Here is a 25,808-nt window from a genome sequence, read left to right as displayed (position 1 = left end):
CCGGGTGCACCGTCACGGCCCCTGGACGAAGGCGATGATCGCCTCGGCCGTCTCCTTGGGGGCGCTCAGCTGGGGGCAGTGGCCTGTTGAGTCCAGAGTGACCAGCTGGCTGCCGGGGATCTGCGCGTGGACGAAGGCGCCCACCTCACGCGGGGCGATCGTGTCGCGCGCGCTCTGCGCGATGAACGTCGGAACGGTCACTTTGGCGAGATCCGCTCGATTGTCGGACAGGAACGTTGCTCGCGCAAATACCCGGGCGATCTCCGGATCCATTCGGCAGAAGGTGTTGGTCTGCTCTTCGCCCAGTTCGGGGCGCTCCGGGTTTCCCATGATGACCGGTGCCATGGTCGCGGACCAGCCCAGGTAGTTGCTGTCCAGTGAATCCAGCAGTTCTTCGATGTCCTGTTCGCTGAACCCGCCGCGGTAGTCACCATCATCGATGTACGACGGCGACGGGGTGAGGAGGATCAGCTTGTCGAAAAGCTCGGGCTTCTGCGACGCGGCAAGAACACCGATCATGGAACTGACCGAATGCCCGACGAAGGTCACGGGTCCGAGATCGAGCTCCTGGCAGATCTCGATCACGTCCTGGGCATAGCCGTCCAGCGTCGAGTACCGCTCGGAACTCCAGGCGGACACGTCGGAACGCCCCGCCCCCACATGATCGAAGAGGACCACCCGGAAGCGTTTCTCCAGCTCGGGCGCGACGAGACGCCACAGGTGCTGATCGCATCCGAACCCGTGGGCGAGCATCACCACCGGGCCGCTCTCCCGGCCCGTCACCGATACCCGGTTCCTCTTCAGCGCCTCCATATGAACATCCTGACACTCCCGACCCGTGACGGCCTGGTCTGTGGCGAACGCCGTCGAACAGTGAGCGTTGTATGCCCGCCGATCCGTTCTCCAGTCGCTCCCTGCTGTGCAGCGAGCACAGGGAGAAGGCGCCCTGCCCCGGCCCCAGCAGCAATCGGTGGCGGGGTCTCCTCGACGCACCGGGCGTCCGCGCTGCGAAGGCCATGCCTTCGCATACGCACCGCCAAGCCGACACCCTGACCGGTGTCGACAACGGCGCGACATGCATTCAGCTGGTCCGCGAAGGCCTCGGCGACCGGCATCTGCTCGGTCGGGAAGCGACGGTACAAGGTGGCAGGTCCGACCCCGGCACGCCGCGCGACCTGGCGGGCCCCCCTGTCCACGTCGCCGTACGGGGCGCAGACGTACTTGATGTCGGTGGTGAACTCCGCGACCCGGCCCGCGGGGCCTGCTGCTGGACGGCGGGCACAAGTGGGTGGAGCCGATGGCTGCCCGCCTGGGTGAGGACGGAAACCGGCAGGCCCTGACCAGGTCAAGGCCCAAGCTCACCCCCTGACAGTGGCTCCGCAGCCCTCCGGGCGGGGACGCAGAACCTCACATCTTGGCCCGCATAGTTTGAACAACGAACAACATTCGATGAAGCCGGGCATTTACGGCATGGAGACACCGTGCTGAGAAGTCATCTCATTTGGTGAGCGGCCCCGGCCGATGGGGTACTCGTGCGTGACGGTCCCCCGTCACGCCCACGGCCAGGACATCAACAAGCAGTCCGGCTGCCGCCCACCCGCTCACTCCCCACCGCCAAGTCACAAGCCCGTCAGCAAGGACGAGAACGGAAAGAGCACGGAGGCGAGGGCTCCGAGGGCGTCAGCACCCGCGCCAAGGCCCCCGCTGAAGCGTGGCACTGAGCTCGGTGCGGGGGGTCGGGAATCAGCGGAACCGGGCCTCGCCGCTGACGCCGGAGCGGGTGGAGCAGCTGTCCGGGGTCCGGGATGCGGTGGTCGTAGCTGTGTAGCGCCGTACGGACGAATATGGGGGCCGGAGAAGATGTTCTGTCCGGCCCCGCTGGCCCGCGATCGCCCAGAAGACCAAAGGCTGATCGCCGTCGTCCCGGATTCCGCGGTCGGGCCGCAACTCGTTAGGACCGCCAGGGACGACAAGGTCGCGCTGCTCACCTCCGACGACCAGGAGCCCGGGTCGGGTAGTCCGCGTTGCTGGAGTATCCGGTAGGGAACGCAAAAGGAGGTCAGACCCTGCGAGTTACCGGTGCCAAGTCCGAGATCGAGGTCTGCACCACCGGGCCCGGACCCGTCCGTATGCGATCCCCAGGCGCTGGTGCCGCGGATCACGTTCAGCGGTGCCCAGATGGGCGGCAAGGGTCGGCAAGCCGCGCCGTTGAGAAGTTCTCTCCGGGGTCATGTGCAGTTGACCTGAGACTCCTGTCCGCCCTTCCCGCTTGCGAGGCCACCGTGAGCCTTTCCAACCTCACGTTGTTGCGTGATGAAGGACGAGGCGCGTCGGGTCGCAGGCGCCACTGAAGGGCACGCTGGCCGTGATCGGAAGCAACCCGGGAAGCTGGGCGCCGCAGTCCCCGCGTGGAGCCGCCGGCGAGGTGTGGGTCCGCACGGACCCTCGCATCGATACCGAACTCGAACGCTGATCATGACCCGCCCGAAGCCGGTGCGGCACCAGCTCGGCCGCACATGACGACGAATGCGAACCCGAACAGTCGTGGACGCAACGCGGTGAACGGGGACGCTGGGAGACATCTGGCGACGGCTCGCTCAGGTTCAGACCGTCTATCCGGCGGCCGGCGATTGCTGATTGCCACGCAGCAGGGTCGCCAGGGGTCGCACGGACGCGTAGCTCCAGCTCACAGCCGGTCCAGATGCAGAGCTGTTGAGGAGCCTCCCGCGCAGTCCCCCGCTCCTGGCACCAGGATGTCGCAGGGCAGCGGAGGGTAGCCGACCGGCGAGGTGCAGGAGTGCGGTGGCCAGCCTGCCTTGCGCCCGCTTACGGAAACCACAGGCAGGGAGCTCAGCCCCAGCGGTCAACGCACCCTCGCTCAGCCACTACGGAAGGTGACGCCGACTCACAATATCTGATGAACTACAGGCATGATTAGCCCTACATAACGGGTATGTCGCGACAGGTTCACTACTCAGAGTTAGGTACGGTGGCATGGTCGCGCCGACCGGGCACCGGTGCGCGGCTGGTCTTGGGCCGGGCAAATGTTTGGCCCTTCAACTACCCGAATGGAGTGAGTGTGAACGCTCGTTCAGGCGTGCGCCGAGGTAAGACTCTCGTAGTCGCAGCACTGGCCGCGATCGTCGCCTCGACGGTCGCAGGGCCGGTGTCAGCTGCCAGCGACGAAAACCGGGTGAGCTCAGAACACTGGGGCGTGATCACCCGCAACACGATCGGCTCTCCAGTCGCCGATCTGAGGGACGGGCCGTACGGCTCGTTCGGCGTGCAGGGCCCCTCCGCCAGGCCGCCCTACGGAAGGGGCAGTCTGGGAATCGAGGTGGGGGACAGCACCGAGAAGGTCGACTTCGGTAACGAGGTCGACTTCTACGGCGATCCGGTGCTGGGTCTGAAGGACGTCGGGTTCCGCGTCTTCCAGACCGGTGAGAACGTCGACTCAGGGGGCGCCGAGAACCTGCCGAACATCAGGTTCGAGATCGATCCGAACGTGAGCCTGCATTCCACCGATCACTACTCCACGTTGGTGTGGGTACCGGACGCAGTCCCGGCGGCCGACACGAATCGCTGGAGCCGGTTCCTTGATGCCACCTCGACCGGCTACTGGTACCTAACAGGCAATGAGACCGCCTGTACTCAGGCCGCCGAGTGCACCTTCGCGCAGGTGAAGGCTTCGCTCGACGACGGTGGTCCAGGGGCGACCATCCTCACCGCCGCGGTGGGCAAGGGTCGCGACAACGCGTGGGTCGGTGCTGTCGACGGTCTGCGGATCAATCGGAGCATCTACGACTTCGAGGCGAACGGCGTCCACGCTCGTCGTGCCCACTGACGCCGTCGGCTGAACTCAGCCCGATCGGCGACAGGAGCGCCCTTCGAGGTGCAGGAAGCGGTGCAGAGCCTCGATCTCACCAGAGGCAGGCGCACGAGAGTCTGGGGCACCTGCGGATACATGGCCTCAGACTCGCGCGCCGGTTGGTGGAGGCGAGGCGCTGCACCGCTTCATCGCCACTTCTGCAGAGGCAGGGGGGCTTGAGTTACTCAACTCGCACACCCGTCCCGGTGTCGTGACGCGATTGATTTTCACAACACCGCGCTTCCCCCTGGATCGGTCATGGCGCAGACAGCTTCGCCTAAAGAGTGATCACTCAACTTCCCGGCTGTCCCGTAGCCGACGCGTTAGGCCCGCGTCGACAGGTAAGGGGCGAATTGGATGAAGGACTCCTTCTTCGACGGAACTTGCCGGGTCTGTCCTGCGGACGATGCACCTTCGGCTCGCTCGGTGGTGATGAGAAATGTCGCCGGCTGCCGCGGTCCCTCGATCTGACGGACCCAGACGGAATGCTTCCTTGTGGATGCCGAGGTCCTGGGAAGCAGGCGCGACTGGCTCGTTCCAGGGCGCCTTCGCTTGAATGTCAGCAGCGATCAGCGCCTGGCCGGGCAGGAATCGCGACCGCCCGGAGCATGCCGGCCGAGTCCAAAGCCGACCCAGATCTACACAGACACCCGCACCACCCATCGGCACCCGCCCTTAGATTCCCCCGGCGCGACTCCTGCCCGGCCGCCCTCTTCGCCCATCACCGTCCACCAAGGTAATCAACACAGGAGGAGTCTCACCGACCAGAGAACAACGAGCCCGGCTTCGTCAAGCATCAGCGCACGAAGCGGCGGGGCTTAACGCATCCAGAGCACCGGCCGCTGGGTGCGATCTCGTGTACGTGGGGCGTGCGACATACCACTGCTCGCAAGGAGAGCACCAGCACCGACAGCACCGTCGGTTCCTCCGCTCGCGCGGAGAGCACGTGGCGGGAGTTGCGGGGCTAACCCCTCGCCGCGGTTCACCTCCGCTCGCGCGGAGAGCGCAGGTTGTAGTTCTTAGCGATGGGGGCCAGGGACGGTTCACCTCCGCTCGCGCGGAGAGCACCATGACGTGAGCCCTCGAAACGCGAAGCTCTCCGGTTCACCTCCGCTCGCGCGGAGAGCACGGGGGGCCAGGCGGAGGCGTGAACACCGGGTTCGGTTCACCTCCGCTCGAGCGGAGGTGAGCCGCTGATTTTCGAGACGCAGCCGTGCCTTCGGTGGTGCTCTCCGCGCGAGCGGAGGTGAACCGCATCAGGCCGTTGGTATCGCCGCCCAACTTGGGCTCTCGTTCATCCAGAAGACGTCCGGCGCGGCGCCACCTGTGCACGCGGTGCGCAGTTTGGTCCAGTACGTCCCGTTGGGGGTGAGCTGGACGTCGACGGTCACGCCCGGCCGGGTGCGCTCGAACTCCCGGGCCGCCCGGTTCATGGCGGGCAGCTGGTAGACGTCCCAGACGCCGTACGTGAGATGGCCGCGCCGGGAGCCGCCGCCGGAGAAGGGCGACGGCGGCGAGGAGGAACTGCAGCCGGACGCGAGCGGGGCCGCCGCGAGCGTCGTGGCGGCAGCCGCCGTGAGGAGGGAACGTCTGCGCACGCGGAGCCTTCCTGGGGGTGGGGGCCGCAGCCTCGCCGTGCGGGTGAAGCCGTGAAGCCGACAGAGTTCGTTCCGCGGAGGGACGCTGTCCCCACAATCGGAATACCCAGACGCTATTTGCTCAAAGTTGACGGATCAAGGGCACTTTGAAGTATTTTTGCGCACCCCGGGCTCGCCTGTGAGCACCATTCACCCCGTCGGCACCCTGATCGCACCGTCACCCCTGCCCGAATTCGGGCCCGGCGCAACAGGGTTGACGCCCCGGCCGGCGCGTCACGGGACCGCCACCGGAGCAGGGCGGACGGCGGCTCTCCCGCGCGGATGGCCCGATACGGTTCCGGGGCAGCGGCGGCTCAGGTGGAACTGAGGGGGTGGGTGGCCGTGACGGAGCGCGGGGGCCAGGCCCGGGGCGCCAGAATGCCCAGTACGTAGGCGCGGGCGACGAGGGCCGGCCTGGTCGCGGCCCCGAGGATCTCCCGGAGCCGGCTGAGGTGGTAGTCGACCGTCTGCCGGGACAGCCTCAGCGACGTGGCGATCTCGCCGTTGCTGCTGCCCTCGGCGAGGAGGGACAGAATGCGGACCTGCGCGGCGGTGAGCGGCGGATGGGCCGCGTGGGCAAGGCTCTGGTGGGTGACGACGGCCCACACGTGCCGGGCCCGCGCCGCGGAGCGCCCGACCGTCGTCAGGTGGAGCTGTACGCGGCGCTGCCGCCCCTGGAGGTCGACGAACACGGCGGACGTCTCCACCCGTCTCACCCTGCGGGCTATCAGCCCGTTCCATCTCCGGTGCAGCTGGCCGAGGTCGGGCGCGGGCGCGGGCGCGAGCAGGGTGTGCGCACGGCGGCCGACGAGATCGGCCAGGCTCGTCCGGAACAGCTCAGCGGCTGCCGCACTCGCCTGCACGACCCGCCCGTTGGCCGACAGCAGCGCGCACGGCAGCCCGCTGTGGTCGCGCAGCGCCTGCAGGTTCTCCTCGGCCTCCCGGCGCTGGACCATCGCGCGGGTGTGTTCCGTGATGTCCACGTAGATCCCGGCGACGCAGGTCTGCGCGTTCTCCTCCACGGGGAAGCGGTGGCCCGCCGCCTGCCCGGTGGTGCCGTCCGCGCGCTGATAGCCGAGCGTGTGGCGGACCGGCCTGCCGCGCGCGAGGATCTCCTGGTCGAGCGCGCGGAACTGCACGGCGTCGGCCGGGGAGTCGAAGTCCTCGATGTGTTTGCCGACGACCTCCTGCGGGGTCGTGCCGTAGAGGTGCGCGTAGGCGTGGTTAGCCCACAGATAGCGTCCCTCCCGGTCCCGGATGAAGGCGGCGGCGGGCGCGAGGTCGGCGAAGTCCGCGAACGCGGCGTAACGGCGCGGCACTTCGGGCCGCGTGTCGGCCTCCACCGCGAGCCCGCGCCTGCGGCCCTGGCCACGTGCCCCGTCCAGTGACCAGGTCACGTCGAAGGTGCGGCCGTCGAACCGGGTCCGCCGGTGACCGTCCGCGGTCGAGGAGCCCGGATCCGACAGTTCCTGCCGCAACCGGTCGAGGAACCGCTGCGCCGTACCCAGGTCGGCGAAGGCGCCGCCACCTCGTTCCAGAACGCGCCACTGCCCGTCAACCTCCCACCAGGACACGGGTAGATGTTCAAGCAGTGCCTTGAGGGCGTGATCGTCCACAGTGATGTTCCATCCTCGGTCGACTGACTGACACGGGTCGCCATCGCAATGTGTATCCCGTCCCGATACGGCGCATGCTCGGTTCTCGGCCGACCTGAGGAGTGCGGGCGCCTCACCCGTGACGCGCCGGCGGGCCTCCCCGGAACTCTCACGATCTTTCTACGCGGCCTGCAACTCTGGCATTTGCCTGACCGGTACACGCCTTCACCGTCATTCCGGCCCCCTCTCGCCTGATTCCCTTGTGTGTGCGGGCAGACACGCCATGTCACGGGCGAGGTCTCCTTCCGATGTTTCCCGGACGCACGGCTCCGGGGCCGGGCCCCGCAGCGGGTACGGGGCGAACCGCCCGGCCGCGACTTCTGACCACACGAACGAACGGAGACGAACTTCAGTGAACAAGGTGCTGTTGGTGCATGCCAAGGGTGGTCCGCCGCTCGGTCACGTCCTTTCCCGGGCGGCCGCGAGGTCGCAGGTGCACCTGCTGGCGCTCAGCGCCCTGCCGCCCTCGGTCGCCGGCTCCGCCGCGCGGCTGTGCGCCTCGGTCGAGACGCCGGCCGACGCGGAGCGGGCGAACCTGGTCTCCCTGATCGTCTCTCGGGCGCGGGCCGTCAGGGCGGAGGCGGTGCTCACCTTCTCCGAGTACGCGGTGGTGGCAGTCGCCGAGGCCTGCGAGGAACTCGGACTCGCCGGGGCCGGCAGCGCCTCGGCCCTGGCCCGCGACAAGCGGCTGATGCGCCGCACCTGGCAGGAACACGGGCTGCCACAACCGGAGTTCCGCCCCGTCGCCACGGAGGCGGACCTCCACGCGGCCACCGAAGCACTGACCTTCCCACTGCTGCTCAAGGCGGCCTGGAGCGCGGGCTCCACCGCGCACCAGATCATCCGTTCCCCCCACGAGGCCTCCGCCGCCTGGTCCCGCTCGCGGGAAGTAATGGCCGAATCAGCCCAGTTGGGTTACGCGGAACTCCACGTGGCCGAGGCCCAGGCGGACTTCGTCGTCGAGGAGATCGTCACCGGACTGGCCACCGACTGGTTCGACGAGCCCGGCTGGGGCGACTACGTCAGCGTCGAGGGCGTCGTGGCCGACGGCGTCTTCCACCCGGTCTGCCTCAGCGGCCGGATGCCCACGGTCGAACCGTTCACCGAACGCGCGGGCATCACCCCCGCCCTGCTGCCGCCAGAGGCCCAGGAGCGTGTCGTGGCCCTCGCCCGGGAGGCCGTGGACGCCCTCGGGCTCAGCAACTGCGGTACGCACACCGAGATCAAGCTCGGGGCGGACGGCCGCATGTGGCTGATCGAGACGGCGGCCCGGCTGGGCGGCGCGATGACCGTCCCGCAGATCGAGGAGGTCTTCCACCTCGACCTCGTCGGCATGCTGGTCGACCACCTCCTCGGCCGCCCGGTCGACTGGCCTCAGCAGGCGCGTACCCCCGCGCAGGCCAGCGGCGCGGCCGGCTCCCTCGTCGTCCTCGCGGTCGACGGCAGCGGCGAAGCCTGGCAGGACCTGCGGGTCTGGGACTTCCCGGTGGTCTCCGCGAGCGTCCCGCTCAGCCGCGGCAGCGAGTTGTCCGTGGTCACGGAGAGCTCGCTCGCCGACGGCAGCGTCGTACCGGTCTATGACCCGGCCGCCGGGGCCAACACCATGGCGGCACTGTGCCTGCTCTCCGCCGCCGACCCGCGCACCGTGCTCCGCGACTTCGAGGCCCTGGTCGACGCCCTGCCCCGGGTACTGCCCGCCGCGCTGCCCGAGGGAGCCGCCATATGACCGCCACGCTCTCCACCGGCGCACCGGAACCGGCGACGGACCGTACGGTCGTCGGCGGGAACCTCTCGCTGCCGCTGTTCCGGACCCTTTCGGGGGTGCTGGCAGGTCACCCGTACCTCAAGGTCGTCGTCGACCGCACCGAGGACACCTGGCACCTGCTCGACACCGCCGCGCACCCCTTCCACGTCAACTACATCGCCACCCAGGTCCTGGGCATGGAACTGTCCGAGCTGGACGCCGGCCTGGACGCGTTCAACGCCTCCGTGTACACCGACCCCGGGCGCCGCTTCCTCCTCGGGGTGCTGTCCCTGCACACGGAGCAGGAGGCGGAGGGCCGCGAACGGGTCTTCCTCGTCCTGGAGACGACCGAGGCCGACACCATGCACGGCGCACTGCTGGAGTCCTTCTACGAGTTCGTCCGGGAGCGCGTCGACGGCAGGCTGCCGCTGCTGCTCAAGCCCGCGAACCACGGCCAGGAAGAGGAGCTGACGGCGATCAGCGAGCCGCGGGTACCGCGCATCCTCGGCCACGAGCTCTTCGGCACGCGGAACCGGACACCTCTGAACCCCGGCAACGCCACCGGGCGGCTGCGCTTCTTCCGGACCCGTGAGGAGTACGCCGCCGCCGAGGCCGGGCTCGGCTGGGCCGACATCGTCGCCATGCCCTGCCTGCCGGACGACGTACCGCGCGTGGCCGGATTCCTCAACACGGCACAGATCACGCCTCTTTCGCACACCAACGTCCTCGCCTCCGGCTGGGGCATCCCCAACGCCATCGTCCGCGACCTGGAACAGCTCGTCGAGAGGGACGGCCTGGACGGTGCGTGGGTCCGCTACCGGGTGCGCGAGGACGAGATCAGTCTGGAGCGGCTGGACCGGGAGCCCGCCCTGCAGGCCCCGGCCTGGCACCGGCAGCGCATCCGTCTGGAGCCGCCCCTGCTGGAGGACGCGCCCGTGCTGTCCCTGCACCGGCTGCGCAGCGACGACCGCGACCGGTACGGCACGAAGGCGGCCAATCTCGGCGAGCTGCACCACGTCCTGGACAGCCGCACGGCCGATCTCACCGCCTTCTACGGACGTCCCCGCCCGCCGCGTGACGACCTCTACGGGCACCTCTCCGTCCGGCTCGGTCTGCACGCGCCCTCCGCAGCCGAACTGCGTTCGGCAGCAGCCGCGTTCGTCGCGACGACGGTCGGTGCGCCGGACGGCGTCGCGCTGCCCTTCGCGCTCCAGCACGCCTTCCTCACCTCCTCTCCGGCGCTCCAGCAGGGCATCGGCAAGCTGAAGATGGCGCTGGAACTCGACGCCACCGACATGCTGGACGCGCTCTGTCTCCAGCTCCAGCACCTGATCCGCCACACGCCCATGCCCGAGACCGTCACCCGGCAGATCAGGCAGGCGTTCCCCGCGCCACTGGCCGCGGGCAGCCGCCTGGTGGTGCGCTCCTCCTCCAACGCCGAGGACCTCCCCGGCTTCTCCGCGGCCGGTGTCTACGACTCCGTCACCACCGTGCGCGGCACCGCCGAACTCCTCGATGCCGTAAGGCAGGTGTGGGCCTCGCTGCTGTCACCGCGCAGCGTCCGGCTGCGTCACCAGGTCGGCATCTCCCTGGACGACACGTACATGGGAGTGATCATCCAGGAGTACGTCCCCGCCTCCCTCGGCGGCGTCCTGGTGACCTGCAACCCGACCCGGCGCGAGGACTTCCGCAACGTCTACCTCAACTGCTCCCCCGGCTCCCCCGAGCAGGTCGTCGAGGGCTCCGTGCTGCCGCAGCAGTACCTGTACAACACGGTGGAGGGCGGGGGCCGCACCGTGGCCCTCGGCTCCTGGGGTGAGGGGCTGCCCGCCGCCACCCGCGCCCGGCTCGCCGACCTGTCGCTGACGGGACGGCTCCTGCAGTCCCACTTCAGCGCGGACGACGTGGACCGGCCGCTGGACATCGAGTGGCTGATGAGCGACCGGGGCGAGCTCCGCCTGGTCCAGATCCGCCCCTACGCGCTGTGAGGGCCCGCCTCCCCTGGGCTCCCTCCACCGGCCGGACCGGCGGCGCCCTGACCGACACGGCCCGCCGGATCATCCGCCTGAACTACGGCTTCCAGCTGCTGTTCAACCTGCTGTGGTGGATGCCGGTGTTCTACGCCTACCAGAAGGCGGCCGGGCTCTCGGACGGGCAGATCTTCGGCATCCAGAGCATCTACTACGTGGCGTTCTGCCTGTTCGAGATCCCGACCGGGCTCATCGCCGACCGGATCGGCACCCGCAACTGTCTGCGGGCCGGGGCCGTCGTGATGACGGCGGCGAACCTGGCACCGGTGTTCAGCGCCTCGTACACCGGATTCCTGCTCCACTTCCTCGCGATCGCCGCGGGCCGCTCGCTCACCTCGGGAGCGGCGAGCGCCTATCTGTACGACGGGCTGCGGGCGGAGAAGTGCGACGAGCACTACCTGAAGGCGGAGGGCACGGCGCGGGCCCTGGGGCTGGCGGCCAAGGTCGTGTGCTGGCCGCTGGTCGGGCCGCTGATGGCCCTCGCCCACACGGCCCCGTACGTGCTGAGCGCCGCCAGCGCGGCGGGCTCCCTGGCCTGTGCGGTGGCCCTGCCCCGGCTGACCGTCCCGGGGGACGCGGCCGGGGCCGGGAAGGCCGGCGGACGGGCGGGGGGCGGGCGCCGGGGCGGGGCGTTCCTGCGCGACGCGGGCTCCGCGCTGCGCTGCGTCGCCTCCTCGCCGTGGCTCGCCCTGGTGATGGTGCAGGGCGTGGCGGTGTTCACGCTCTCGCGGATCTGCCAGGTCAACCTCTTCCAGCCCATCCTGCTGGACCACGGCATCGGTGAGTCCTCGCACGGCGGGGTGCTGGCCGCCATGACGGTGGCGGAGGCCGTGGCATCGGCCAGGCCCCAGTGGCTGAGCCGCCGGGTGACGCCGGTGGCCTGGGTATCGGTCCTGAGCCTGGCGCTCGCGGGCACCCTGGCCGGGCTCACCCTGGGCGGGCCCTGGGCGGCGGTCGCCCTGCTCTGCCTGTTCGCCGCCGCCACCGGCTTCGCCTACCCGGTCCAGCGCAAGCTGGTGAACGACGCCGTGCCCGCCCACGCACCACGGGCCACCCTGCTCTCGGTGGAGAGCATCGTGGACCGCGCGGTGTGCGCACTGGCCGCGGTGGCCGCGGGCGCGTACCTCTCCGCCGGGCGCCTGGATGCCCTGCTCTGGCACAGCGCCCTGGCGACCGCGGTGCTGCTCGGGGTCTTCCAACTGGTGCTGCGCAGCGGGGTGGTGAAGCGTCCCTCCGACCGGACGGCCCCGGGCGTACGGCTGGATGCCGTCGCCGACGGTGCGGGCCGTCCGGCCGGATGGGGGCGCCGGCAGGCGGACACGCCTTCCTAGGAAGGCGCGCGTCGCCGGCGGGCGTCAGCCGGGCAGGTGGGCGAGCAGCTCGATCAGCGGGGCCGGCAGGAAGGCGGGCCGGGCGGGCTGTCCGATCCGGTACGCCACGTAGCCGAGCGAGGCGGCGGTGTCGGTCTCCTCGGCCGTCTCGGCCTGGTAGACGAGACGGCAGCCACCGGACGCGTCCCGGGCGCGGTCCCAGAGGGCGGGCGCCGGCTTGCGCTCGGCCTCGGTGCGCGGGGTCAGGATCCGGTCACCGAAGTCGTCCCAGGCGAAGGGCGTGCTGCCCGTCCAGGTGCTGTCGACCTCCTTCTTGAGCACGGCCGCGCGCGCGGCGTCGGTCGTGCCCCAGGAGGACGGCACGTTGGTGATCAGCCCGACCTTGATGTGGCGTTTGCGCAGTGCGGCCAGGTGGGCGGCCGCGTCCTGCCGGTAGCCCGTGGTGTCGTCGTCGGCCGTGTGGACCAGGGTCTCGCCCAGGTCGAAGTACACGACGACACAGCCGCGTTCGGTGCCGGTCCGAGGAGCGACGGGCGTCCCCGTGGACCCGGCGGTCACCGGTAAGGCCGCACTCGCCGTCGTGACCAGCGCGGTCGACGCCACGGCGGCACCCAGTGCGAGGCTCAGACGGACGAGGCCCCGGGAGGCGGTTCTTCTCATGGCGTCGGCGCCCTTCTCCTTGACGCATCACAGCGATGCGTAAATGTTCAGTACATGACACATGACGCCACACTTTTTCGTTCGGGGCACGCACATTCCGGGAAGATCTTTCCCGTGCCCTCCAATCCGGTCGTCCGACGGCTGACTTGCACGTGGACCGGTCCGCGCCCGGACGGCTCAGGCGTCCGGGCGACGCCTGGCGAGCCAGGCGACGATCTCGGGGTCTCGGTGGTCGAAGAACAGCGAGGCGCCGGTGTCGAGCGTGGCGATCCGCGCCAGCTGCTCGTCGGTGAGCCGGAAGTCGAAGACGTCGAGGTTCTCCACCATCCGCTCGGCACGCACCGACTTGGGGATGGCGACCACACCCCGCTGGTTCAGCCAGTGCAGCACCACCTGCGCCACCGACTTGCCGTGCTCCTTGCCGATGTCCGCCAGCAGCGGGTTGGTGAACAGGTCGTTCCGCCCCTCGGCGAAGCCGCCCCATGACTGGATCTGCACCCCGTGTTCGCGCATGAGGCCCTGGTAGTCGGCGCGTGCGAAGAACGGGTGGGTCTCGATCTGGTTCACCGCCGGGGCGATCTCGTTGTTGACGATCAGGTCGAGCAGCCGGTCGGGGTAGAAGTTGGCGACACCGATCGCCTTCGCGCGGCCCTCGCGGTTGAGGGCTTCCATGGCGCGCCACTGCCCGTAGACGTCTCCGAACGGCTGGTGCATCAGGTACAGGTCGAGGTGGTCCAGGCCCAGCTTGGTCAGCGAGGTCTCGAACGCGCGCCCGGTGTTTTCCTCGGCGGGCGCGTCCTGCACCCAGAGCTTGGTGGTGATGAACAGGTCTTCGCGCGCGATGCCACTGGACTTGACGGCGCGGCCGACGGCTTCCTCGTTGCCGTACGCGGCGGCCGTGTCCAGCAGTCGGTAGCCGGCGGCGAGTGCGTCGGAGACCGCGTGTTCGGTGTCCTCGGCGGGGATCTGGTAGACGCCGAAGCCGAGGAGCGGCATCTCGACGCCGTTGTTCAGGGTTACGTACTCCATGGGGAAAGTCCTTTCCTGTGGGGACGCGGCCGGGTACCGGCCCGCGTCCCGGTCACGTCGCGCGGTCCCCCGCGTAGGGGGAACTGCTCCATACGGGCGGCCCAAGTGGCGCTCGTACGAGGCGAACGGCATATCGAGGCCATGAGCTGCCTGGACCTCATGCCACGCCTTCTCCATGACCGGCCGGGTGTCGAGCAGGACGCCGTCGAGGTCGAGGAGAAGGGCACGTGGCGGCGTGCTGGCAGACCTTCGCTTCGTCGACGTAGTGCTGGCCGAGGGTGGAGGAATCGGGCTGGTCGTCACGGCAGGATCTCCTCGATGGAAGGGTGTGAGGTGGCGGGCTGGTGGGCGACCGTGCGGTGTCACAGAGTCCGGCTGCGCTCGCCGGACAAGAACAGAGCGGTGTGCCTGCCGAGCCAGCAGCGTTCCTGCTCGGCCCACCCGTTCTGGAGGGCCTGGACCTGTTCCTCGGTGAAGCCGCGTTGCCATTGCCTCCCGTCCGGCTCGGCTCCGCGCTCGGACCAGACGCGGACGAGGACGTACAACTGCCCGCCGGGCCGGAGCCAACGTCGTGCGTCGACCATGAAGCGCTGATGATCGATGAACGGCAGAACGTTGCGGCAGACGATGAGATCTAGCGAGGCGGGCTGCAGCTGGGGCGGGATCGCGTCCGCGTCGACGTCATGGACGCCGTAACGCAGCCGACCTTCGGTGCCTTGCCTTCGAGCGGTCTGGATCGCCGCCGACGAAAAGTCCAGGCCCAGCACGTCGTACCCCCAGTCAACGAGCTGCCTGCTGAAACGGCCGATGCCGCAACCGACGTCGAGCACGGACGACCCGGCGGACGGGGTGATGCGCTGGAGGAATCGGTCGGCCTCGGAGGCGGTCACGAGGCGGTCCACGGCGCGGCCCTCGCGGTACCAGGTATCCCACTGGACGGAGTTGAGGTGGTCCACGGCCGTCGTCATGCCGCGTCCTGAGGGTCTCCGGCGGAGCTGGGCGACACCGGGCTCCCGGAGGCAGACAGGCAGGGGAGGCGGTGGAAGCGGAAGAGGTCGAAGCCGCCGCCCCGCACCGCTCCGGCCGGGACTGCGAAGAGGTCCAGCCCGGCATCGCTGGGCGGTTCCGGGGAAGCCTCCTGGATGGCGAGAAGGGCCTCGCCCTGCTCGCGGCGGGGTAGGACTCGCGGCGCCCGGTCGGTGTGCCCCTCGAACGTCATGCTGGTCCCCCTGATCAGGCGTAGTGGTAAGTGATGGCGAGCACGGCGAACACGGTGGCGATGAGGAGGACCTGGGCGCTGATCTGTCTCCAGCCCCAGCCCTTCGCGTCCATCCAGCGCAGCGGACGCCTTCAAGCCGGCGCAGTGGGCTCCTCGGGGATCACGAGGTGTACGAACGCCTGGTACCGCTCGCCCAACTCCTTGATGACGGTCTGGTATTCGTCATCGTCGGAGCTGATGTTGTGCCGGTCGAGGACGATCACGCCGTCCGCGAAGCCACCTCGGATCAGTCGCTCTACCTCACCCCAGCCAGGGCGCTTCCAAGGTGGCGTGTAGACACCACGGCTGGTGCGCGAGCCGGGGAAGTACGTCGTGGTCACAGGGACGGCCACGTCGTGGAGCCGTGCCCCTATCGCGTATCCGCGCCGCTCGGCCTCGACCTGGAGGGTGTTCCAGTCCTCATCCGGGCTCGCGCCCCGGCCCAGAAGCAAGCTGTAAGCGAGCACACGGATTTGGCGATCGCCGGCGAGACGCTCGTGCCTTTCGGCGGCCTCGCGACGGAACTGCTGACGGAGCCGCCGAAGCTGTCCGCTACGCGACGGGCGTTCCAGCGTGGAGGGCCCGCGGTGCCACCTCTGCGCCCGAGCGTTTTCGGCGTCCATCCAGTCGCTGGATGCCTGCATCAGGCTGATTCGGTGCCCGGGGGTAGTGATGACGCTATCCAGGCTTCTTATTCTCTTCATGGTCGCCTTCCCCCAGATCGCGCTCAGCCCCTGCAGGACTCACCCGACGGTTGCAATGAAGCGTTCGGACCGGCGGGTCGCTACATCGGCACTGACGTGAATCAGGCTCGATGCAGGGGCCGTTCGGATACCGTGTGATCAGCTCGTACCAACGATGAAAGCGGTCCGAGACCCCTATGGGGAGGCGCTGACACAGAAGCTGAACGGAGCCGTACCACACGAACGCCCCCAGCAGCCAGCAGCACACCACACAAGGCAGTTGCCAACACGGACCGCGAGGAGCCGGAACACGTCGCTGCCCAGGGCCTGCACGAAGAGACAACCTCCGAGAATCCTGAACTGGGTCGCCTGCGCCAGTTCGCCGCCCAGCTCAGGGACAAGCTCGTGAAGGCCAGCACCAGAATTGCGGCCATGATGGGGCGTTCAGACGGCCGAGCAAGCCCTCGCTGCGGTGGGGCTCCCGCAATCCCATGGCACCCGGGATATCAGCCCACTTCGCAGGAGCCGGCACCGCTCTAACGCCTCACGGCCGGAACCTGCTCACGCTCGCCGGTTCCATGACGGCGTATAGGCCCTGACCTGTACGGGCGAACGCCGGCACGGAGTTCACTGGGCAGAACGGGTCCTCCTCTGCCGTTGCAGGCCCGGTCTGGTCGGCGCTCGGCAGCGGTGGCCCCCTGTACCTCATCGCCAGGTGGCATGTCCCGCGTGGCCTTTCTAGCTGCCATGTCCTGATCAGGAGGTAGTTTCAGGAGCAGCGCAGGATCAACTCCCCACGAGCCGACACATCGAGGGGCAGCTGTTCGAGCCGTGAACAACGACCCGGCCACCTGCTACCTCACCGCTCACTGCGGCTGCCTCAGGGCGTGCTCGCATTACCCATGGGATAGCAGTACCTGAGCTTTACTGTCGGCGTAGACCTCAGTTCTGACCACACAAGTCGGTGGTCGAACTGAGTGGACGTCACCCATGTTCGACCCTGGATCACGAGGGACTCGAACGGGTGGACTCCATCATTCTCTGGCTGCTGGCCGCCTCCGGCGTGCTGAGCATCTTCCTATTCGTCGCCCGGGGACTGCTCGACCAGCTGCCAGAAATCATCATCGCCTGGCGCAAGGTCCAGCGGATGTACCAGAACGCTGACCGGAACGTCGACGATACGACGGACCCTGACGTATGAGGTGGCCTGGGAGGAATGAAACTGCGCCATCTTGAAGGAGCTGTTCAGGGTACTGGTGTGACGCCAGGTCGGGGTGTTCGTGCTGGTCGCGGGCGGCAGTCTGGGTGTAGGCCGTTGTGCAGGGGTGGGATTGCGGATTCCTGTCCGTCGCCGCAGGTGCCGCTCCGTACTCCGGCCCATGATGGAGCCCCCAGTGCTGCAGCGGATCGCCGCGCGGCGTACGAAGCTGGACGGGCTTGAAGATCAGTCGGCCCGGCCGCGCCCACGGCATCACCGCCGCCCGCCGCGACCGCCTGCGGGCCCACCTGCGCGCTGCTGGCCTCGGCGTCCTGGCGGACCTGTGCTTCCTCCGCCTGGACGACGATCCGGACCGCAACGCCGCCAATCGTCGACCAGACCTCTCACCCGCGAGGCGCCCCGAATCTCCGATCGCCTCAACCAGCAGCCGAACCGGCCTGACGCCCAGTCAGAAAAGTCAGCATTAAGTCAGCATCCGTCCTGACACACAAGGTCAGACGCGGGCACAGATGGGAACGCCGGCCCACCGGAAGGCCTCCCTCTGAGGCACTCTCAGCCGCTTCCAGACCTCTCCCGCCACAGCAACGACGCTGCATGATCGGGCACACCTCGAAAGCCACGAACCCGTAAGAACCCGCAGCTCAGCGCACACGTCCACGCGGCTTCAGGGGCACAGCGGGCAGTGCGGGAGCCGGGAGCGGTGCACCGTCATAGCCGCGTACGGTGCCGAACCGATCACCATTCTGTCCAGTCCTCACGGGCCTTCGTGATATCGTCCTGGGTTCTGGCCACGAAGTTCCACCACGTGACGATCTCCTCCCCGAAGAACTCACCGCCCAGGAGCACCAGACCCGCGTCGGACTCCGCACGCAGGGGGAGCTCCGTGCGGCCGCAGCCGAGGTAGAGCATGGAGCCTACGCCGACCTCCAGCCCACCGAGGACCTGTCCACGTCGCTGTGCGGCTTCCGCTGGGCGGAGGTGGCGGGTCGTCACCTGACGGTACGGCTGAGGCAGTGGCGGTGGAGTGGTGTGGGGTGATCCTTCCTGTCAGAAGCTGGTCCGGGCGTCACTTCTGGGGTCCGCGGTCACGGTGTGGTTGTCGTACAGACCTGCTCGGGCGGTCCGTCGCCAGGGCCGGGCGTGGCGCAGGGCGGTGTCGATGTCGGGGTCCGGGGTGTCCAGGTCGATGTCGGCGATGGCCAGGCCGGGGCGGTTTTCGGTGTGGCTGCGGGCAAGCTGGCGGCCGCCGGGGGCGGTGATGGTGGCGGGCGCGGTGGTGGCGAACTGTGCGGGCAGGGAGTAGCCGACCCAGTAGTTGAAGAGGGTTGCGTAGGCCTGGGCGAGGGCGGCGCGGGCGGCGTCGTCGACCATGACGGAGATCAGCATGCAGTCGACGTCGAGTTGTTCGTACTGCTGGAAGAGTTCGGGGAAGTTGGCCTCGATGCACAGGGCGGTGCCGAACCGGATGCCGTCGACCTCGAAGACGAGGGGTGCCGTACCCGGCGTGTAGAGGTAGGAGAGTTCCGTGTGCGAGAGGAAGCGCTTGTCGTAACGGGCGACAAGGACGCCTTCGTCGGAAACGACGTACAGGCTGTTGTGGGGGCGGTGTGGCGGCGTCAGGGGATGGACGGAACCGAAGACCACCCACAGGCCGAGTTCGCCGGCCAGATCGGCGACGGATTGCGCTTCGGCGCGCATAACGTTCCAGTCGATGCGTGTCCAGTCCGCAGCGGCAAGCGTGCCGGAAGGCCCTGAGGACATGATGTGCTTGCCGGGGTAGGTGATCGCTCCCTCCGGGAACTGCACCAGCCGGGCGCCGGCGGCACTGGCCTCGCGCATCAGGCGCCGGAGTTCGTCACCGCTCGCCCGCAGGTTCTCCGAGTCGGTCGGATCCTCCGGGACCGTGCTCTGTGCAACCGCCAGCCGCAGCGCTCGCCTCCTGTCGCCCTTGCGTGATCCAGAACGTGTCACGTTTTCCCCTGTCAGAAATCACGGTCGAGGTAGTCGATGTCGTTGATTTCGACGTCCGAGAGGCCCATGGCCCGGCCTCCGCCGTCCTGGAAACAGATTTCCTTGAATCCCTCGGCTTCGAGGCAATGTCGGCGCGGGCGTGCTTGCGGGCGCTGGACCGATTATGTCGCCGCATGCGAGCTGCCCGGAGAGGCTCCCGCCGGCAGCACGAGGATCTGACATGCTCAGCCCCTGCTTCGGTGCTCTCGACGCGGCCTGCCCCGGTCGACGGTGGATGATGATCCGCGCAGGTCACGGTGGCGTGCGAGTTCATAGGGGGATGTTGCAATGATCAAGGTCGAGCGCAACGGGGCCTTCAACGTCAACAGCGTCGGGATAAAGGGATTGCCGTTTCCGCTGAGCTTCAGCGTTCGTGAGGTCGACGGATCATGGCAGATCAGCGCTTCGGCAGCCCAGGCGAGCGAGTTGATCGATGTGCTCCTGCGTTCGGCGAACGACACGGTCCTCGTCGTGGACCTTGCGACGAACAGCTTCCTGCATGAGGACTTCCAGGAGTGGCAGCCGTCGTTGATCGCGGCGGAACAGGGGGTCGACTTCACCGTTCACCGGGTTGAGGCATGGGCCTCTTCCGGTCCAGGACTCGGTGAGGAGATCCTGGTGATGCACCGCAACAGCCTGCCGCGGTTCCTGGATGGCAACTGGTCTCCCTACGAGCTGTCTCTGGTCGACGTGCCGACAGTGCCGGCCCCGGCCCAGCTTGACGAGATCGCCCTGGTCATTGGAACGGCGGACCTCGACGAGCCGGTCCTGCCCCGCATCACGGGCTCGCGCTTCTGGTACTCCGGGCATGACGACTGCTATCTGGCGGCCGAATCCACAGATGCGACGATGCCCGCATCGGTCCTCAGCCGTCTGCTGGCCTTGCAGGCTGGCTCTGCACTCGTCAGTACCGGTGCAACCTCGTCAGTGACGATCCCCGAACCCGACATTGCGACCACAGGCCAGCTGATCCTCGAAAGCCCCCACTGGATTGGAGTTGTTGGGGCCGCATCAGGAACTCTGGCAACCATCCACCTGTCAGCCATGCCGCAGCGGTGGCGTCTCGGCCAAAAACCGCCCAGCCACGTCGACTACACAGCGACACTCGACCCCGTCCGAGGCACCTGGCAGGTCGCCCGCGCATCTGCCCGGCGGTGACCGTGACGGCATCGTCACCCGATGCCAGACGCAGGGCGTCCAGCGGCGCGGTCAGGAACTGCGGCCAGTCTCCAGCACGCAGATCACCGAGTACGGCCGGCCGGGCACGGGAATGTGCTGGTCCTTGCCCCGACCGTAGGTATGACACAGGATCCGCCGCGGCGAGGTGTGCGCGCTGGGCCGCAGCCAACAGGGCAGGTCCGCGGCCAGGACCAGGCGGTCGTCCGCCTCCCGCGGCAGCGGCGGCCGCGGCGGCAGAACGATTCGTTCTCACCGTCCAGGGCCCTGAGCGCCGGGCGGTGCCGGAAGTCCTTGGCCCGTGCCCTCCTGGCCGTCCGGGTTCCCGGCACGGGCGACGGTCGGCGGGTGGACAGGGCTGCCGCGGCTCGGAGGATCACCTGCCGGATGCGGGCCCTTCATCCGACCGGGCATTTCCCTCGGTGACTTCGAGGATGCCCATCATGCCGAGGTCCTCGTGCGCGGCGATGTGGCAGTGGTAGACGGTGCGGCCCCCTTCCCCCCGGAAGGGCACGGCGAGGCGGACGGTGGTGCCCGTGGGGATGTTGATGGTGTCGCGCCAGGCGCGGAAGGGCTCTGCCTTCCCGTCCCTGTCGAGTACTTGGACGGCGTAGCTGTGGAGGTGGAAGGGGTGATCCATGCTGTGGGTGTTCTCCACCTCCCAGATCTCCAGGGTCCCCCGGGCGGCGCGCAGGTCGACGCGGTCGTGGGCGAAGGTGCGGCCGTCGATGGTGTAGAAGCCGTCGCCGTCTGCGTCCAGGAGGAGCCTGCGGGTGCGGACGGCGGTTGCGGGGTCGACTTTCTCCACGGGCAGCAGTGAGGTGGGAAGTTCCAGGGGTCGGAGGTCTGCGGGTACGTCGATGCCGGCCATCGGGCGGTCGGTGCTCTGCTGCCCGCCAGAGCCGTAGACGAAGTACGGCAGGGCACGCAGGGTCAGGCGGCCGGGCGTGGTGGTCTCCACGAGGATCTCGGCGCGTTCGCCGGGTGCGAGGAGGATCTCGGTGAGCGGGACGGGCCGTTCGAGCAGTCCGCTGTCGGGGGCAATGAGGTGGGCGGTGGTGGGCTTGTCGTCGCGGGTGAGGGCCAGGAGCAGGTGGTCGCCGACGGTGGCGTTCAGGAGTCTCAGGCGTGTCCGCCCGGCGCGGGCCGTGATGACCGGCCGGGTGGCGCCGTTGACGAGGACGTCGCGGCCGGTGCGGGTGAACATCAGCAGGCGGTCGTCGGCGTCCCGCAGTGCGGGCTGGTCGTCGAGGGGGCCGGTGACGACGACGGGCCCTGCGAGGCCGGCCAGGAGTTGCCGTTCGACGTCGCCGTGGGCGTGGGGGTGGTACCAGTAGGTGCTGGCCGACCCGGGCGGCAGGGTGAACTCGCGGACATCGGACTGGCCGGGTGCGAGGTGAGTCAGGGGGGCGTCGGTGGCGGGCGGCATGGGGACGCCGTGCAGGTGCAGGCTGGAGGGGGCGTCGAGGTCGTTGCGGAAGGCCAGCCTGACCCGGTCGCCTTCGCGCAGGCGCAGCAGCGGCCCGGGGCCGGGTCCGGTGCCGTTGTAGGCCAGCCGCCCGGCCCCCGCACTGCCGGCGGTGAGGGCGCCTGTCCTGGTGGCGGGCTCGCCTTGAGGGGTTTTGAGATCGAGTTCGGGGAGTTCGGGGAGCGGCGGTCCGTCGGCCGGTGCGTCGGCTGAGGTGAGGGTGCGTACGAGGGGGACGAACGCTCCGGCGGTGGCGACGACGCCTCCGATGATCAGGGAGCGCCGCGACACGAGGTCAGCCATCGTGGTGGTGGGCGTCGGAGGCGGTGGCGGCTTCGGTGCCGGAGATGTTCGGGGCGGAGGTGGTCCCTTCGCCGGTGATGACGAGCTGCCCCTTCATGCCGTCGGCGCTGTGGCTGCCGACCGAGCAGTGCATGGCGTACTGGCCGGGGGCGCCTGGACGACGACGGTCCGGGTGCGGCCGCTGGGGACCTCGATGTCGATGCCCAGCTTTTCGACGGCGAAGGCGTGGGCGTCGTCGGTGTCGTTGGTGAAGGTGAAGGCGACCGGCTGGCCGGGGGCGGCCCGCAGGATGGAGGGCTCGAAGCGGTAGTTGACCATGTCGACGGTGGGCAGTGCGGCGATCTGCTCGGCGGTGAGGGAGCCGGTGTCGTCGCCCGTCCTCGGCGGCCCATGGCTCGTCCAGAGCAATCGCCCCGAGCAGGATCCACTCACGTAGGCGGGTGAGGAAGCCGCGGGCCTCGATGACCGTGGCCATGTTCTGGGCCCAGGTGGTGAACCGGGGGCCAGCCAGCAGCTCTGCGGCCCGGCGCTCCAGGTGGTTCTTTACTGCGCTCTCCGCCATCGTCGTGTCGTCGTCGCGGAGCACAGTGGCGACCAGCGCGGTCTCGTCCGCCTCGGTGATGCCTTCCAATGCCCGCAAGTGCTGGGCAGAGCGTCGGTGCCCGGGGGGCCGTCATCGATCTGCAGGCCGGTCATGCGGCGATATCCTCGTTGTGCTCGGCCATGTGGCCGCGGGGCAGTTCCCTCCGCCCGAGTTCGGGTCCGTGCCGGGAAAAGTAGCGCCGTGATCGCCTCCGGAGAAAGCCAGTTGCGCGCAGTTGCACGCTGACCGACCCGCAGGCCGGTGTCGCGGTCAAGGCCTGTGAGCCTGCACGACAACTGTCGTCATCCGCGTCCGACCCCCTGGTGCGGGTTCTCCCCGGATCGGCCTCCACGGGCTCCGGGAAGCGGCGTTGTCAGTGGGCTCTGCCAGGGTGTCCGTCGTGGACGAACTGGTGGACCGTGTCGACGATCAGGATCGAGTGCTGGGGGTGGTGGTCAGCCGCCGGCAGGCAATACGGGAGGGTTGGCTGCACCGGGTCGCCGTGACGGTGTGTCGCGATGAGCATGGCCGGATCCTCGTTCACCGGCGGTCGGAACAGCTGTCGCGCTTCCCCGGGCTCTACGAGGTCGTGGTCGGTGGCGCCGTGGATGTCGGCGAATCCTATGAACAGGCCGCCGCGCGGGAGCTGACCGAAGAGCTGGGCATCCGTGTGCTGCCACGCTTGCTGTTCACGTTCATCAACCGCAACGGTTTGAGCCCTCACTGGCTCGGCGTGCACGAAACCGTGGTGCCTGACACCGTGGCCGCCGACCCTGATGAGGTCGCCTGGCATGGCTGGCTGACCGAGCCGGATCTGCGGTCGGCTCTGCTGGAGTGGCGCTTCACCCCCGACAGCCATGAAGCCTTCAGTCGATATCTCGCGTTCCGGACCGCGCGGCCCTGACCTTGCCCGCTTCTCGGGCTGGGGCGCCTGCTTGCCCTTCGAAGTTGGTGAGAAGAAGGGCAAGCAGGTCACCTCGAATCGGTCCTCGGTGAGCCGGCGGGGTCCACAACTGCTCGCGCCAGCCGTCCTGCCGGTCCAAATGGTCAGCGTGGATCATGTAGTTGGCGGGCGCAAGCGGATGCCCCTCATGGACGCGGGCACCGGAAGCGCCGCCGACTATGCAGGCAAGGCCTTCAAGGGCAAGTCGCTGGTCGTGCGCCGCACCGACGCGATCACCCCCGCCGAACTGGCCCAGAACGCACAGGACGCGGGTGCCTCGGCCCTGTTCGTCACCGACGACACTCCCGGGCGGCTGTTGGCCAACTTCGCCGGGTCCGACCCGGGCACACGTCCGCTGTACATCGCGACGGTGAACGCTGCGGACGGGACGCGGATGATCGAGGCCGCGCGACTCGGCCGGGACGCGGTACTGACGGGCACCCAGTACACGCCGTATGTGTACGACCTCACCGAAGGATACCCGGGGGCGATCCCCGCTGACCTGACGTACCGCCCGAGCAAGCGTGAACTGGCGGTCGTCAACAGCAAGTTTCACGCGCCGCAGGAAGCCGACGGCGGCGAGTTCCGCTACTCGATCACCGACACCTTCCCCGTCGGCATGGGCATTCCGGAGAAGATCAAGCTCCCCGCGGAGCGCACCGACTACATCAGCGCCGGCCCCGGCCGGGGGTGGCACCAGTCCGTTTCCAGCGGCCCGGGCGTCATCGAGGAACGTGAGGGCGTCGTGCGCCACCGCGGCGGCACGCGCTCCGCAGTGGACTGGTTCAAGCCGGTCTGGAAGCCGTGGCTGGGCACTGGCCTCGGCTGGGGCCAGCAGCGCGCAGGCAACAACCTGGAGTTCAATACGCCGGGTTGGGGCGACTCGGGACCGGACCACACCGGCTTCGGCGATGTGTGGAACTCGAACTCGCTGACCCAGTTCACCGAGGCGTACGTGGACGGGGTGCGGGTCGACCGGAAGGCAAGCTCGGGAGCGTACGCCCGGAACGTCAAGCCGACAGAACAGGACTTCAGGGTTGTCACCGACACCACCTTCGACCCGGAGGTGTGGCACCTCGCCACGAAGGGCCACTCCGAATGGACCTTCAAGTCGGCCGCCACACCGGCCGACCGATGGACGTATCTGCCGATGCTCAATCTCGGGTTCGATGTCGACACCGACCTGCACGGCGATGTGCGGGCCGGAAGGCGTCTGGACCTCGGGATCTTTTCCGAGTACGTCAAGGGCGCTCCGGACACCGGGAGGATCACCGGCTCCACGCTGGAGGTCTCCTTCGACGACGGCGCGACGTGGGCGTCCGTCGCACTCGGCCGCGTACGCGGCAAGTCCGCCGCCTGGTCCGGCTCGGTGCGGGTGCCGAACGACGCGCAGTACATCGCCGTGCGGGCCTCGGCCACCGACGACCGGGGCGGCTCGGTCAAGCAGGAGATCATCCGCGCGGTGGGCGTACGGAAGTAGATGATGCCGGCACAAAAGTTCGGCAGGTAGCAACCAAGTTGCGGAGCGCGGCACTTGGCCACCTTCGCCAGGTGCCGCGCTCGCTGGTGGGGCGCCGTGGAGGAGCCGGAGGAGCTCTTGCCCCCATCAGCCCGTGTCGGTGAAGTTGCTGACCTGGTTGACCTTCACATTGCGGCAGGCATCGAACCCAGGGCGGTAGACCTGGGCAGCGAGGCCAACAAGACGATCAGCGAGGTGCAATCCGCGATCACCCGAATGCCAACGGCCGATCGCCGTCGTCCCGGATTCCGCGGTCGGGCAGCAACTCGTCCAGGCCGCCAAGGACGGCAAGGTCGCGCTTCTCACCTCCGACGACCAAGAGCCCGGGGTCGGCAAGTCCACGTTGGTGGAATACCTGGTGGGGAACGCAACAAAATGTCAGACCCTGCGAGTCACCGGTGTCAAGTCCGAGATCGAGGTCTGCACCACCGGCCCGGAGCCGTCCGTATGCGATCCCGAGGCGCTGGTGCCCCGGGCCACGTCCAGCGGCGCCCCAGATGGGTTCGTCGGCGCGCTGAGCCCGTGCGCAGGTTCGGCGCGGTGCCTCCTGGCTGCCCGGTGACGGCGTCCGGCTGAGCTACGGCACACCACTCTGCCGGGAGAAGTGGCCCCGCAGGGCCCCTGCCGTCCGGATTCTGCCGGGACGAGCGGCACCGCAGGCCCTGCCGTCCCGGGGTACGTTCGCGGCCGTG

General features: G+C 68.8%; 19 protein-coding genes and 4 pseudogenes. 8 read left to right on the top strand and 15 right to left on the bottom strand.

The window, feature by feature from the left end; genetic code table 11:
• Window positions 1–12 precede the first annotated feature (12 nt).
• Window positions 13–813, bottom strand: coding sequence for an alpha/beta fold hydrolase (locus ACIOEW_RS38035; protein ID WP_401969859.1), 801 nt, complete (start codon window positions 811–813; stop codon window positions 13–15).
• A gap of 239 nt (window positions 814–1,052) precedes the next feature.
• A pseudogene (locus ACIOEW_RS38030) lies at window positions 1,053–1,181 on the bottom strand (TetR family transcriptional regulator); the annotation flags it as partial.
• A 2,012-nt stretch (window positions 1,182–3,193) separates the two neighbouring features.
• Here ACIOEW_RS38030 and ACIOEW_RS38025 point away from each other — a divergent pair.
• Complete coding sequence (locus ACIOEW_RS38025; RefSeq protein ID WP_362547446.1) at window positions 3,194–3,844, top strand: hypothetical protein; 651 nt, start codon at window positions 3,194–3,196, stop codon at window positions 3,842–3,844.
• Window positions 3,845–5,124: 1,280 nt separating this feature from the next.
• Here ACIOEW_RS38025 and ACIOEW_RS38020 read toward each other — a convergent pair.
• Window positions 5,125–5,466, bottom strand: a complete 342-nt coding sequence (locus tag ACIOEW_RS38020) for an extracellular solute-binding protein (protein WP_401969856.1) — start codon at window positions 5,464–5,466, stop codon at window positions 5,125–5,127.
• A 353-nt stretch (window positions 5,467–5,819) separates the two neighbouring features.
• Window positions 5,820–7,079: a PAS domain S-box protein gene (locus ACIOEW_RS38015; protein WP_362547440.1), complete on the bottom strand. Its 1,260-nt coding sequence runs from the start codon at window positions 7,077–7,079 to the stop codon at window positions 5,820–5,822.
• 433 nt (window positions 7,080–7,512) lie between these two features.
• Here ACIOEW_RS38015 and ACIOEW_RS38010 point away from each other — a divergent pair, with 433 nt between their 5' ends.
• Genes ACIOEW_RS38010 through ACIOEW_RS38000 form a run of 3 tightly spaced genes read left to right on the top strand, consistent with a single transcriptional unit; the run spans window position 7,513 to window position 12,265 of the window.
• On the top strand, window positions 7,513–8,886 hold the full coding sequence (locus ACIOEW_RS38010) for an acetyl-CoA carboxylase biotin carboxylase subunit family protein (protein ID WP_401969854.1): 1,374 nt from the start codon (window positions 7,513–7,515) through the stop codon (window positions 8,884–8,886).
• Complete coding sequence (locus ACIOEW_RS38005) at window positions 8,883–10,892, top strand: PEP/pyruvate-binding domain-containing protein (protein WP_362547434.1); 2,010 nt, start codon at window positions 8,883–8,885, stop codon at window positions 10,890–10,892. The genes ACIOEW_RS38010 and ACIOEW_RS38005 overlap by 4 nt, the downstream gene beginning before the upstream one ends.
• Window positions 10,889–12,265 carry an MFS transporter gene (locus tag ACIOEW_RS38000; RefSeq protein WP_401969852.1) on the top strand — a complete coding sequence of 459 codons (1,377 nt, stop codon included), beginning with the start codon at window positions 10,889–10,891 and terminating at the stop codon, window positions 12,263–12,265. The genes ACIOEW_RS38005 and ACIOEW_RS38000 overlap by 4 nt, the downstream gene beginning before the upstream one ends.
• Before the next feature lie 24 nt (window positions 12,266–12,289).
• On the opposite strand, the gene ACIOEW_RS37995 is transcribed toward ACIOEW_RS38000, so the two are convergent.
• The 5 genes from ACIOEW_RS37995 to ACIOEW_RS37975 form a co-directional block, all read right to left on the bottom strand.
• A complete protein-coding gene (locus ACIOEW_RS37995; protein WP_401969849.1) occupies window positions 12,290–12,925 on the bottom strand; it encodes a hypothetical protein in 636 nt (211 codons plus the stop codon).
• Window positions 12,926–13,102: 177 nt separating this feature from the next.
• Window positions 13,103–13,954, bottom strand: a complete 852-nt coding sequence (locus tag ACIOEW_RS37990; RefSeq protein WP_401969846.1) for an aldo/keto reductase — start codon at window positions 13,952–13,954, stop codon at window positions 13,103–13,105.
• A 362-nt stretch (window positions 13,955–14,316) separates the two neighbouring features.
• A complete protein-coding gene (locus ACIOEW_RS37985) occupies window positions 14,317–14,922 on the bottom strand; it encodes a class I SAM-dependent methyltransferase (RefSeq protein WP_401969843.1) in 606 nt (201 codons plus the stop codon).
• Complete coding sequence (locus ACIOEW_RS37980; RefSeq protein WP_401969842.1) at window positions 14,919–15,173, bottom strand: hypothetical protein; 255 nt, start codon at window positions 15,171–15,173, stop codon at window positions 14,919–14,921. The genes ACIOEW_RS37985 and ACIOEW_RS37980 overlap by 4 nt, the downstream gene beginning before the upstream one ends.
• Window positions 15,174–15,304: 131 nt before the next feature.
• Window positions 15,305–15,916, bottom strand: coding sequence for a hypothetical protein (locus ACIOEW_RS37975; RefSeq protein WP_363065419.1), 612 nt, complete (start codon window positions 15,914–15,916; stop codon window positions 15,305–15,307).
• 1,003 nt (window positions 15,917–16,919) lie between these two features.
• Between ACIOEW_RS37975 and ACIOEW_RS37970 the strand changes: the two genes are divergently transcribed.
• Window positions 16,920–17,096, top strand: coding sequence for a hypothetical protein (locus tag ACIOEW_RS37970; RefSeq protein ID WP_285572472.1), 177 nt, complete (start codon window positions 16,920–16,922; stop codon window positions 17,094–17,096).
• A 659-nt stretch (window positions 17,097–17,755) separates the two neighbouring features.
• Here ACIOEW_RS37970 and ACIOEW_RS37965 read toward each other — a convergent pair.
• The 3 genes and pseudogenes from ACIOEW_RS37965 to ACIOEW_RS37955 all read right to left on the bottom strand — a co-directional run.
• Window positions 17,756–18,047 (bottom strand): annotated as a pseudogene (locus tag ACIOEW_RS37965) (pirin-like C-terminal cupin domain-containing protein); the annotation flags it as partial.
• A 114-nt stretch (window positions 18,048–18,161) separates the two neighbouring features.
• Window positions 18,162–19,085, bottom strand: coding sequence for a carbon-nitrogen hydrolase family protein (locus ACIOEW_RS37960; RefSeq protein ID WP_401969840.1), 924 nt, complete (start codon window positions 19,083–19,085; stop codon window positions 18,162–18,164).
• Between the two features lie 11 nt (window positions 19,086–19,096).
• Window positions 19,097–19,201, bottom strand: a pseudogene (locus ACIOEW_RS37955) (XRE family transcriptional regulator); the annotation flags it as partial.
• A gap of 211 nt (window positions 19,202–19,412) precedes the next feature.
• Here ACIOEW_RS37955 and ACIOEW_RS37950 point away from each other — a divergent pair.
• Window positions 19,413–20,282, top strand: coding sequence for a hypothetical protein (locus ACIOEW_RS37950; RefSeq protein WP_401969838.1), 870 nt, complete (start codon window positions 19,413–19,415; stop codon window positions 20,280–20,282).
• On the opposite strand, the pseudogene ACIOEW_RS37945 reads toward ACIOEW_RS37950, so the two are convergent.
• The 3 genes and pseudogenes from ACIOEW_RS37945 to ACIOEW_RS37935 form a co-directional block, all read right to left on the bottom strand.
• Window positions 20,230–20,525 (bottom strand): annotated as a pseudogene (locus tag ACIOEW_RS37945) (transposase); the annotation flags it as partial. The gene ACIOEW_RS37950 and the pseudogene ACIOEW_RS37945 overlap by 53 nt on opposite strands.
• Window positions 20,526–20,676: 151 nt before the next feature.
• Window positions 20,677–22,071 carry a multicopper oxidase family protein gene (locus ACIOEW_RS37940; RefSeq protein ID WP_401969836.1) on the bottom strand — a complete coding sequence of 465 codons (1,395 nt, stop codon included), beginning with the start codon at window positions 22,069–22,071 and terminating at the stop codon, window positions 20,677–20,679.
• A gap of 93 nt (window positions 22,072–22,164) precedes the next feature.
• The gene (locus ACIOEW_RS37935; RefSeq protein ID WP_401969834.1) at window positions 22,165–22,479 is read right to left on the bottom strand and encodes a cupredoxin domain-containing protein; all 315 of its coding nucleotides are present in this window, start codon (window positions 22,477–22,479) and stop codon (window positions 22,165–22,167) included.
• 566 nt (window positions 22,480–23,045) lie between these two features.
• On the opposite strand from ACIOEW_RS37935, the gene ACIOEW_RS37930 reads away from it, so the two are divergent.
• Together ACIOEW_RS37930 and ACIOEW_RS37925 are read left to right on the top strand one after the other, a co-directional pair.
• The gene (locus ACIOEW_RS37930) at window positions 23,046–23,558 is read left to right on the top strand and encodes an NUDIX domain-containing protein (RefSeq protein ID WP_401969832.1); all 513 of its coding nucleotides are present in this window, start codon (window positions 23,046–23,048) and stop codon (window positions 23,556–23,558) included.
• A gap of 148 nt (window positions 23,559–23,706) precedes the next feature.
• On the top strand, window positions 23,707–25,077 hold the full coding sequence (locus ACIOEW_RS37925; RefSeq protein WP_401969829.1) for a PA domain-containing protein: 1,371 nt from the start codon (window positions 23,707–23,709) through the stop codon (window positions 25,075–25,077).
• Window positions 25,078–25,808: the final 731 nt, after the last annotated feature.

Origin of the sequence: Streptomyces sp. NPDC087901 (assembly GCF_044742205.1) — a bacterium.
Lineage (GTDB): Bacteria > Actinomycetota > Actinomycetes > Streptomycetales > Streptomycetaceae > Streptomyces.
Note: the sequence above shows the minus strand (reverse complement) of the source record. Positions and strands in the feature narration are given on the sequence as shown.